The organism is Sphingobacterium prati (assembly GCF_013167215.1).
Lineage (GTDB): Bacteria > Bacteroidota > Bacteroidia > Sphingobacteriales > Sphingobacteriaceae > Sphingobacterium > Sphingobacterium prati.
On the sequence record NZ_JABJWY010000028.1, the window covers coordinates 1 to 9,578 of the forward strand.

12 protein-coding genes are annotated in these 9,578 nt (G+C 34.6%); 9 read left to right on the forward strand and 3 right to left on the reverse strand.

All coding sequences use genetic code 11. The annotated features are described in order from the left end of the window. Positions 1-818: penicillin-binding transpeptidase domain-containing protein (locus tag HPC41_RS08045; RefSeq protein WP_425501167.1), on the reverse strand; the 818-nt coding region annotated here is incomplete at its 3' end. A gap of 145 nt (positions 819-963) precedes the next feature. On the opposite strand from HPC41_RS08045, the gene HPC41_RS08050 reads away from it, so the two are divergent. The 8 genes from HPC41_RS08050 (at position 964) to HPC41_RS25570 (ending at position 6,888) form a co-directional block, all read left to right on the forward strand. Continuing rightward, on the forward strand, positions 964-1,344 hold the full coding sequence (locus HPC41_RS08050; protein ID WP_172393530.1) for a (deoxy)nucleoside triphosphate pyrophosphohydrolase: 381 nt from the start codon (positions 964-966) through the stop codon (positions 1,342-1,344). 309 nt (positions 1,345-1,653) lie between these two features. Continuing rightward, complete coding sequence (locus HPC41_RS08055) at positions 1,654-2,463, forward strand: SDR family oxidoreductase (RefSeq protein WP_172393531.1); 810 nt, start codon at positions 1,654-1,656, stop codon at positions 2,461-2,463. 3 nt (positions 2,464-2,466) lie between these two features. Then, a complete protein-coding gene (locus HPC41_RS08060; RefSeq protein ID WP_172393532.1) occupies positions 2,467-3,036 on the forward strand; it encodes a Crp/Fnr family transcriptional regulator in 570 nt (189 codons plus the stop codon). Positions 3,037-3,603: 567 nt separating this feature from the next. Then, the gene (locus tag HPC41_RS08065) at positions 3,604-3,921 is read left to right on the forward strand and encodes an HTH domain-containing protein (RefSeq protein WP_172393533.1); all 318 of its coding nucleotides are present in this window, start codon (positions 3,604-3,606) and stop codon (positions 3,919-3,921) included. Beyond that, positions 3,911-5,152 carry an erythromycin esterase family protein gene (locus tag HPC41_RS08070; RefSeq protein WP_172393534.1) on the forward strand — a complete coding sequence of 414 codons (1,242 nt, stop codon included), beginning with the start codon at positions 3,911-3,913 and terminating at the stop codon, positions 5,150-5,152. Before HPC41_RS08065 ends, HPC41_RS08070 begins: the two co-directional genes overlap by 11 nt. A 3-nt stretch (positions 5,153-5,155) precedes the next feature. Continuing rightward, positions 5,156-6,004: an ABC transporter ATP-binding protein gene (locus tag HPC41_RS08075; protein WP_172393535.1), complete on the forward strand. Its 849-nt coding sequence runs from the start codon at positions 5,156-5,158 to the stop codon at positions 6,002-6,004. A 6-nt stretch (positions 6,005-6,010) separates the two neighbouring features. After that, positions 6,011-6,775, forward strand: coding sequence for an ABC transporter permease (locus HPC41_RS25780; protein WP_420240180.1), 765 nt, complete (start codon positions 6,011-6,013; stop codon positions 6,773-6,775). After that, entirely contained in the window at positions 6,763-6,888 is a 126-nt protein-coding gene (locus tag HPC41_RS25570) for a hypothetical protein (protein ID WP_281358799.1), read from the forward strand. The genes HPC41_RS25780 and HPC41_RS25570 overlap by 13 nt, the downstream gene beginning before the upstream one ends. Here the strand turns inward: HPC41_RS25570 and HPC41_RS08080 are convergent. Beyond that, positions 6,874-7,062: a hypothetical protein gene (locus HPC41_RS08080; RefSeq protein ID WP_172393536.1), complete on the reverse strand. Its 189-nt coding sequence runs from the start codon at positions 7,060-7,062 to the stop codon at positions 6,874-6,876. The two genes, HPC41_RS25570 and HPC41_RS08080, sit on opposite strands and share 15 nt — an antisense overlap. 847 nt (positions 7,063-7,909) lie before the next feature. Here HPC41_RS08080 and HPC41_RS08085 point away from each other — a divergent pair. Next, the gene (locus HPC41_RS08085; RefSeq protein ID WP_172393537.1) at positions 7,910-8,377 is read left to right on the forward strand and encodes a DinB family protein; all 468 of its coding nucleotides are present in this window, start codon (positions 7,910-7,912) and stop codon (positions 8,375-8,377) included. Between the two features lie 354 nt (positions 8,378-8,731). Here HPC41_RS08085 and HPC41_RS08090 read toward each other — a convergent pair whose 3' ends face one another. Continuing rightward, positions 8,732-9,553: a penicillin-binding transpeptidase domain-containing protein gene (locus tag HPC41_RS08090; RefSeq protein ID WP_420240179.1), complete on the reverse strand. Its 822-nt coding sequence runs from the start codon at positions 9,551-9,553 to the stop codon at positions 8,732-8,734. Between the last annotated feature and the right edge of the window lie 25 nt (positions 9,554-9,578).

Genomic DNA, 9,578 nt, shown 5'->3' on the forward strand with positions numbered 1-9,578 from the left:
TGCATTATTTTAAGATCCCGAAATACCTTTTTGGTAATTTCCTTCCTACAGCTGGAAAAATCTGATCTATTGAATTTACGGTCCTGTATAAGTCGTGTCGCGAAGAAATACACATTTTGACCAGATTCAAGGTATCCTACCCACCATCCTGTGTTCGTATTATGCTCCCTTGTCCATCCAGTTTTTGACCGTATTATAAAGTCTTTTTCTTTCTCTGTTATCATTACCTCTTTGACAATGTTCATATTTCGATTGGAAAAAGGCAAATTCCCCTCATATAATCGTTTCAAAAATTCAACCTGTTTGACAGGAGAAATACCCATTGCTCCAAAATTCCAAAAATCTTCTCCTTTTTCAGTGAGATCGGCATTTCCATAGCCGGATTCTCCTAAAAACTTTTGGTAGGTAGATCTGCCTATTTTCTTTGCAAGCTCAATAAAAGCCCAGCCTGCAGACATCTGAAAAGCTTCTTTTACTGAAATATCTCTGTAGATATCCGGACGATAGCCATATTTAATGGTATCTGTTGATCCCGGCCATTTCACCACAGCGTTTTCGGCTTTGATCGTATTTGTCTCTAATGCGATGAGCATATTGATGATCTTAAACGTAGATGCTGGTACACTTTCAACCTTGGAATCCGATGTATCGGATACAAACCAGATGTCATTTCTATTATCATAAATAGCTATAGTCCCTCTTACCCCACATTCCTTAAAATACTCCTGAATATTGGGCATTACAATTTTCGTACCTGTAGAAAATATCCCTTTTGTCTGTCCATTTACTCCAGAAACATAAAAGGCAGCTATAAACATCAACAGTGTAACTCTTAATATCATCTTTATAAAATAGTTATCGGAACTGAAAAATTCTTACTGTATTTCATCTTTCAGTCTTCTTTTCAAGCCCACACAGGATAAGTTAATAATATTTTTTCTAAATCATTACCTTTGAACCATTATGCCGCAAGTAACCTGTGCGATTATAGAACACGCCAACAAAATACTGATCTGCCAACGGTCGGCTTCAATGAAACTTCCATTGAAATGGGAGTTCCCGGGTGGCAAGATCGAAACCGGAGAATCGAAAGAAGAATGCCTACGCAGAGAAATCAAAGAGGAACTCCATATTGCTATTATCATACATAGCGCGCTAACGATGGTAGAGCACCACTATGCTGACTTCTCGCTGCAGCTCTACCCTTTTGTATGTAGTCAACAATCAGGAGAAGTAAAAGCGCTGGAGCATGCCCAGGCGATATGGGTAGATGCTGATCAATTAAGTACCATATCATTGGGATATCCGCATGATTTGCTGGCGAAAGTGAGAAGTTCAATGTAGAACATAACCAAATTAATCCCTTAAATAAAGTATAATGATACATCATAATTTAAAAAATAGCATAACAATTCATCACATTGTTTTTACGATTTTGGATTTAAGTGAAACAGATATTTACCATGACAGAATTGGCAACGAAACTGTTTTCTCTGATAAGAATGGAAGAGGTAGTGATATTGAGCCCGAATATATTTCAATACGCAAAAACTTAAAAAATTAAAAATATTCGTTCACCCATGTCTTGCCAAATGACAAGTCCTTTGTGTTTTTAAATTCCGTCCTTTACAACAGATATTAAAATAAGAAAAAATGAGTCAGACAATTTTTATTACAGGCGCTTCTTCAGGTTTAGGAAAGTTAACCGCAAAATTATTTGCCGAAAAAGGCTGGACAGTCATCGCAACGATGCGTAATCCCGAGAAAGAAACCGAACTTTCCCAATTGCCCAACGTTCATCTCCTCCAATTGGATGTAAGCAATGCCAACCAAATTGCAGATGTGGTAGTAAAAGCGGAACAAATCAGTCAGGTAGATGTATTGTTCAACAATGCGGGATATGTGTTGGCAGGAGCTTTAGAAGGAATTTCAGATGAACAAATGGAGCAACAATTCAATACCAACGTCTTCGGAACGATTCGCCTGACTCGTGCATTCCTTCCACATTTCAGAGCCAGGAAGGTCGGCATTATTCTCACAACAACCTCTTTGGGTGCTTATATTCCTGACCCATTTATGTCCTTATATGCTGCTACAAAATCAGCATTAGAAACCTGGGCTGAGGGAATGACGTATGAATTGGACCGACAGGGAATCCGCATTAAAACAATCATTCCAGGATTTATGCAAACCAATTTTGTGGGTAATGCACAAATGAGTTTTCACGAAGCCTATGAAGAAGACTGGAACAATGTGTTATCGGCTTATGCTCATCCTGATGCTTCGGCAAATTCAGATAATCCTGCAGACATTGCGGAGGTTATATACGCGGCAGCCACTGACGGTAAAAACCAAATCCACTATTTTGCAGGACACGATGCGACCACAAGGTATAAAGAACTAAATTTGAAAGGCATAGATTCAATTTTAGATACAAGAAAAAAACTCTTTTTGGGTGAATGAAATATGGAAGATTTGATTAGCTATTTACTGCAATTCGGACAACTCAATCCTAAGCAGATTGAGTTGGTTAAAACAAAAGCAGAAGAAAAATACTTGCAAAAAGGTGAGTATTTTTCCGAAGCTGGAAAAATAGCCAAACAAATTGCCTTCGTGGAGGAAGGCGTGTTGATGATTTGCTATTATAACAACAAAGGCGAAGAAATCGTCCATCATTTCGTGGATGAAAATCATTTTGCTGTAGATCTGGAAAGTTTCAACCATAAAATTGCATCGATGATTTATATTCGTGCAGTTACGGATTGCCGGGTGATTGTCTTCTCTTATGATGGTTTCAAAACACTTTCGGAAACCATTATAGATTGGGACAAAATCATCCATAAAATCACTGTGAAAACCTTGCTGGAAAAAGTGAACCTTTTGCAGCCCAAATTGGGTGCAGATGCCAAAACACGATACCTGAATTTTCTGAAAAACTTCCCCAAGTTAGCCAACAGAATTCCGCTGGTTTATATTGCCTCATATTTAGGAATTACCGCTACATCGTTAAGCAGGATTAGGAAAAATATCCGGTAATTTTTGGGAATAAAATTTGTGAACGTTTATTGTCAATTTACAACATCAACTTTTTCACTTACAACTTGATACCTCCATTGAGGAATTGCAACATTTGTAATAGATCAATAAATAAACTTATTATCCTGAATATTATTTATATTATTATGTGATCGAACCAATTGACAATCATAACAATAAAAACACCAACTAACCAAAAAATTATGATTTATAGAATTATATTATTTCAATCTGAGACCTTAAGTGATTAAGTGCCTGAGTGAGTATATCTGATGTAATTTCGTCCGGAACCCAAGATGTACTTTTGCCAGAATATTTAATTTATTAGTGACAAATATATTTCAACATAATATTCTTTATCAATTAACAAGATATATATATAAACATAATAATCAGCTGTTTACATTTTTTTGAAAAAATTTAATTCATTTTTTATTTATAATTTATAGTATTTCTTTAGTTTTTATTTCCGACAAGTTTATAATTATAAATATTTTATTGTTATATTTACTTAGCAAGTGATATAATGCTACAACCACATAGTTATAAACGAAAAATAATTCTATTATGGGAATTTCAACATATTTAATGCGCCTGAACCGTTTGCATTTTTTTATTAAAAGACGGCAAACTGGAACACCTTGTGAATTTGCTCAGAAAATGAATCTTTCAAGAAGTGCACTACTTAAAGATCTTTCTGAAATGAAAAATTTAGGATTTCCAATTGAATACGACAAAACCCGTGGAACTTATAAGTACAATGTTGAAAAGCTGGGAGCTATCTCAGAAACAGATCTTTCTCCAGATTTTTTACAAAAGATATTTGGAGGAAAAAAGAAACAGAATATATCAGCGTTATCAATTCAGATATTTTATGACAACTAAAACTGTTTTATTTACATTTTCGTTACTAATCATTTGTGTATTAATTTTTTATTATTACTGTAGAATTGAAAATGGGGATAAAATAAGTACGGAAAGATCGCGGATTATTAATCTTTCAAAAGATGTCACGTTAGTAAATCAAAACCTTAACAAAGGTTTCAGTTTCAGTGACTCTGTTCTCATTGATAAACAGATCATTATTTTAGGAGAGCAGCAGCATGGAGACGGTGTGACACAACAGATTTATGCTCAGCTAGTCATGCATCTCTATAATAAAGGTTTTAAATCATTGTATTTGGAAGCTCCCCTTTATCGAACCCTCCGATTTTACCAATCATTAGAGCATGGAGCTGGTCTGGACTTTGCAAATGCAGTCTATCCTTTTTGGAGCAGAGCTAAGGAAACACATGATTTAAGAGACTTTATTACATCCAAAGCAACAACAAACGACCCAATGTATCTAGGTGGTTTAGATTTTCAAATTCCTACAATATTTTCTCAAGACAAGATACGTGAAGACTTAATGTTGTATCTCAAGGGTTTAAATGGTTATAATTCCAGTGACTATAAGCACTTTTGGTTTTCGTTAAAAAATAGATTTGGTCCTGTACTTTTTTTTAATTCTAGAACGAAAGAAATGGAATCAAACCGTCAGAAGTGCCTTAAAGAACTAAAAGGCATGTCTAAGCTAGTCTTATCACAGAATAATATCACCTTAAAAGACAGTATATATCATCGCTATATTGAGAATATATATCATTTTTATTACGCAAAAATGTATTTGAAATCGTTAGCTTATAATAACTATAGGGATTCGATTTTATTTGAAAATTTTCGATGGCAAATGGCATTTCAGAAAGACCGTAAAGCAATTGTGTGGATAGCAAATGAACATGCATCTAAAGAAAACCAAACAAGAAAGACTTTTGGAGGTTTTGTAAAAGATTTTTATAAAAAGAGGGCTTACACAATTTTGACGACTTCTATTGAAGGGTATACGAGAAATGTTGCTTCGGGTAATATTCAACGGGTAAATCCTGTGACTAAAAATAATTTGGAATTTGCCCTTAAAAATAAAATTGATTCAATAGCTTTTGTTATTCCTCCTAAAAACAGAGTTGCTGAACAAATGACAATGCGTTTTTATGGATATCACAATCTCGCTAATAACTGGTTTGATAAGCTTGATGCGTTTTTTTTGATAAATAAAATGAAGCCAAATAATTATTAAGATATGGATGTATATAATATTCAAAATTTATCATTTTCAATTAAGAAGAAGCTGATAATTGACAATATATCGTTTTTAATTAAATCGCCAAGTATTGTTGGACTTTTAGGGCCTAATGGTGCTGGCAAATCAACATTAATAAATTTGTTAACGGGTGTACAGACTAGGTATAACGGAAATATAAGATTTCTAAATAGAAATATTAGAGGAAACGAAATCGAAACAAAATGTGAAATTGCAGCTATTCTAGATCATAGTTCTACCTACGATACGATAACTGTTAGGGAAAATATATGTTATTATATTAAACTGCTAAACGTAAAACCTAAAATTGGTGAAGATTTATTGGTAGAGTTTGAACTGGATAGTTATAAAAACCATAAAGTATCGGAATTGTCGTCTGGGTATAAGCAACGTTTAAAGATTGTAATCTCTTTATTGCGATCACCAACTGTAATTTTTCTTGATGAACCGTGGTTAGCCTTAGACCCCATAAATGCATCATTTTTGTCTAAAAAGATTAATGAAATATGTTCTGTAAGGAAGATAACATTTGTTGTATCAGGCCATGACCTTTCGGAATTAGATGAACTATGTAATCACTTAATCTTTCTAAAAGAAGGACGAATAGTTTTAGATTTTTATAGAAAGCAAGGAAGTGAATTTATGGTGCATCATGTCAAAAAGACAACTTCTCTAGACGATAGATTTAAAAACAGATTTTTTATTGATACAAAAAAGGACTTGGGTTTGATAATTAATGCTCGAACAGAGGAGTTAGATGGAATGGAAGTAATATGTACCGAAATATATTCATTGAAAGAACTGTATTTTAATTTATTAACTAATTAATGTATGATGGGAATTACTCAAATATTATACGCGGATATATATAGAATTACGAAAAACAAAATAGTACTGCTGACTCTGTTTATTCCTCAGCTTTTGGTCCTGTTATTATCTTATTTACAATTTGAAAATACAATCTCGGCAGCAGCAACGGGATATGACATTTGGGTAATTTATAGCAAAGATATCTTAATGGTGCTCAGTTTCGTCCTTCCATTATTTGCTATTGTTTATCCTTTTGTCATATTGGAGAATGAGCATAGGCACAATGGGTTACGCACTCATTCAATATTGCCACTCAAAATGGGCAATTACTTCGTTTCTAAGCTTTTATTAATCTGGATGTTTTTGGTTTACACTACGATTTTTTCTAGTTTGCTTTTGCTAATTATCGGGTATATAATAGGAGCTCTATTTGGTATTAAGGAGTTTGTGCTGTATAGCCCGACAATAATTGGGGGATTTACCGTGGGAATATTGCTTATCTCTTTGTTTGTTTCTTCAGTCCATTTAGTACTTAACATTTTTTTTAAAAATTTTTTAATTAATACTCTCCCTTTTCTCTTGATCTTGTTTCCTTCTTTTTTTCTATATAACTGGAAGTATTATTTTTTGAATATCTACTCTTATCCATTTAGACTGATGAATTCTCTCCAACTGGATTACGTGATTATAAATGATTTAACTTCTATAATTTGTTTTATTGGATTAATGCTAAGCCTAATAATAATTAGATACCTAATTCCTAAATGTCAGTATATATGGATAAATTAGAAGAAGAAGTATTTGCAATTGAAAGAATTCTTAGTAAACAGAATGATACCTTTGGATCACCATATCTATTTGGTGACCTAGGTGACCTTGCCCCAAATTTAGGAGTATTCTAAAGTAGAAAATTCCACTGTTTTGACCGGTTTTTCGATAAACATTTCAGGTGTCAGATCCCCCAAATAGCTGTAGGTGTAATCGGTAAATAATAATGGTTCTTCGCCAATTTTGATGTAACTATCCTGTTTGAGAAAGTTTCGACTTAAGTAAGAAGGTGAGCATTGTGTTAGCATTTGGGATTACGTTAGCATTTACATGATGCGATATTTTTGGTATGACCAACAAGGCGATGTTTCGAAGCTACATAGGTAGCTCTTCCTCAGGTACCGAAAAGCCCGCCTACCGATGCATTGTTAATAACAACACCTCTATTTCCTGTTTTTCCATAATTTTAATGGCAGCTCGGGATGCTTTGAAAGATCCTGTAGGATTGATGACCAAAACCTTGTCCCACAGGGCATCGTAACCTCTGCGACTGTTTTGAAGTTATCCATAATTCCAGCATTATTAAAAGAATATCCAGAGAACCATAGGTTTCAACTACCATATCAATCATCTGCTCGATGTCAGTTTCATCGGCAACGTTCACTTTCACAACGGTTGCTTTGCTTGCTAGCATTAAGCTCAACCCTGCGTATGTCTGACTATCGTAGATGAAATAGATGTGTAGTAAATGAAAATGCGGACTTTGAGGCAAATGAACGTTTGTGTAATTCAGTCTCCTCCCAAAATGCATATTCCGCACCATACTACACCAGTAATTCCGTTGCAAAATACACCACTTTGGTTTAGAGTATTAGAAGTCTAATTATAATGTGACGGAACTCATCCTCCTTGTTGGCTGGTACTGAGCAAGTCTGAAAAGGAATGAACACACAGGCGACAAATGAGTTTTATACCGGAGACGTACGCCATTGAGATCTCTGCTATAAAAATATCCAGGTTATCGACGGTGTGCTTCCAGCAACAGTATCACAAAAAAATGGACGATGCGATTGCATTGCTGAAGCTTGACCATATCCCAACTTTATAGTAAATTTGGAATAGGCTGTATTGGATTTTATTAAATTGATTTAAAATATGTCTAACGAATTATTTGAATTTGAGATTTTAAAAGCTAGCAGAACCAGGCTGCTTCAATTAATAGAAACGGTTGATAACAAAATATTATTTAAAATCCCTGAAAACTTTAACAATAATATAGTTTGGCAAATTGGTCACTGTATCACATCTCAACAGAGGCATATGTATATGCGTAGCGGGCTACCAATGCATATATCACAGGAATTTATGGAAACGTTCAAAATCGGAACTTCGCCACATACATGGAAAAGTATTCCGGACGTTGATGAAATAAAACATTTACTACTTTATACGGTAAATCAACTTCGTAAAGATCTAGAATCGGGTATATTTGTTAAATACGCCGCCTTTAGCTTACCAATTGGCATCACCATAACCAATCACCTCCAAGCACTTCAAGCTGCTAACTTTCACGAAGCCGAGCACTACGGCATAATTTTGAGTTATTTAAAACTTCTAAATTAAATAAGGTATAAGTATGCCCTATCTCAATGTAATAATGCTTCATTAACCTCAAACCACAACACCTCTAGGAGACAACTTGGACAGTCCTTACTCCGGTACTTATAATTGGGTTGCAGACGAAATCAGTCGGCGATATATTATTCGATCGCCGCAATAATTACTGGAATATTGTTTAAGATTGAGAAGATATGATTAATTCGATTGCAACGTTAAAGAGAACAACTCATAGGATACTAAACTATGCCATCCTTTGGACTCCACGACCTCACGAAAAGAATTTTTGGCAACTTGTTCAAAGAATTGTACAACATAGTATTATGATGCCTAAAATATTCCTTTCCATCACAATGTAATTTATTGCATTATTTTAAGATCCCGAAATACCTTTTTGGTAATTTCCTTCCTACAGCTGGAAAAATCTGATCTATTGAATTTACGGTCCTGTATAAGTCGTGTCGCGAAGAAATACACATTTTGACCAGATTCAAGGTATCCTACCCACCATCCTGTGTTCGTATTATGCTCCCTTGTCCATCCAGTTTTTGACCGTATTATAAAGTCTTTTTCTTTCTCTGTTATCATTACCTCTTTGACAATGTTCATATTTCGATTGGAAAAAGGCAAATTCCCCTCATATAATCGTTTCAAAAATTCAACCTGTTTGACAGGAGAAATACCCATTGCTCCAAAATTCCAAAAATCTTCTCCTTTTTCAGTGAGATCGGCATTTCCATAGCCGGATTCTCCTAAAAACTTTTGGTAGGTAGATCTGCCTATTTTCTTTGCAAGCTCAATAAAAGCCCAGCCTGCAGACATCTGAAAAGCTTCTTTTACTGAAATATCTCTGTAGATATCCGGACGATAGCCATATTTAATGGTATCTGTTGATCCCGGCCATTTCACCACAGCGTTTTCGGCTTTGATCGTATTTGTCTCTAATGCGATGAGCATATTGATGATCTTAAACGTAGATGCTGGTACACTTTCAACCTTGGAATCCGATGTATCGGATACAAACCAGATGTCATTTCTATTATCATAAATAGCTATAGTCCCTCTTACCCCACATTCCTTAAAATACTCCTGAATATTGGGCATTACAATTTTCGTACCTGTAGAAAATATCCCTTTTGTCTGTCCATTTACTCCAGAAACATAAAAGGCAGCTATAAACATCAACAGTGTAACTCTTAATATCATC